General features: G+C 76.9%; 1 protein-coding gene. It reads left to right on the top strand.

Annotated features, from left to right (window positions below):
- On the top strand, positions 1 to 251 hold a 251-nt coding region (locus ACYQ2W_RS26895), incomplete at both ends, for a hypothetical protein (protein ID WP_459874223.1).

Here is a 251-nt window from a genome sequence, read left to right as displayed (position 1 = left end):
CCGCGGCCGGCGAGGACGCCGCCGCCACCGCCACCCTGGCGATCCCCGCCGGCGACGGCGGACCGTGGTTGGCGCTGGGCACCCGCATCCACCGCTTCGACGCCGACGGCGTCGCCCTCGGCGTGATTCGCACGAACTCCGCGGTCCGCTCCCTCACCGTTGCCGACAACCCCCCTTGGGTGATCGCCGCCACCGCCGACGGGGTGCTCGCCTACGACGGCGACGGCCACCCGCTGGGCGCCGTCCCCTAC

Source organism: Endothiovibrio diazotrophicus, assembly GCF_054657215.1.
The sequence above is the reverse complement of the archived record's forward strand: the minus strand, read 5'-3'. Positions and strand labels throughout refer to the sequence as shown.